The organism is Pseudomonas karstica (genome assembly GCF_009707515.1).
GTDB classification, from domain to species: Bacteria; Pseudomonadota; Gammaproteobacteria; order Pseudomonadales; family Pseudomonadaceae; genus Aquipseudomonas; species Aquipseudomonas karstica.
This window is the reverse complement of the sequence record NZ_WLYI01000112.1, coordinates 1-223: the sequence shown is the minus strand read 5'-3', so window position 1 is coordinate 223 and position 223 is coordinate 1. Positions and strand designations below refer to the sequence as shown.

1 protein-coding gene is annotated in these 223 nt (G+C 57.0%); it reads right to left on the bottom strand.

From position 1 onward, the window contains the following. Positions 1 to 223, bottom strand: a 223-nt coding sequence (locus GIR22_RS26085; RefSeq protein ID WP_178122479.1) for an immunoglobulin-like domain-containing protein, incomplete at both ends; no start/stop codon positions are given.

Below are 223 nucleotides of genomic sequence, written 5' to 3'. Positions count from 1 at the left end.
AGTCTGGCCGTTATCCAACGTGACGGTCAACGGGCTGGTGATGTTGGTCACCGGCGCGCCGTTTTTATCCACAAGGCTGGCGGTGTAAACGATATTGCCGCCTTCACCCACGGTGGTAGTCGCCGTCAGAACCACATCTACTTTATCGATGGTGTCGTTGATCGTGGTGGTTGCACCGTTGCCCGCGACTTCCAGTTTCTCGAAGTTGCCGCCGGTGGTGTCA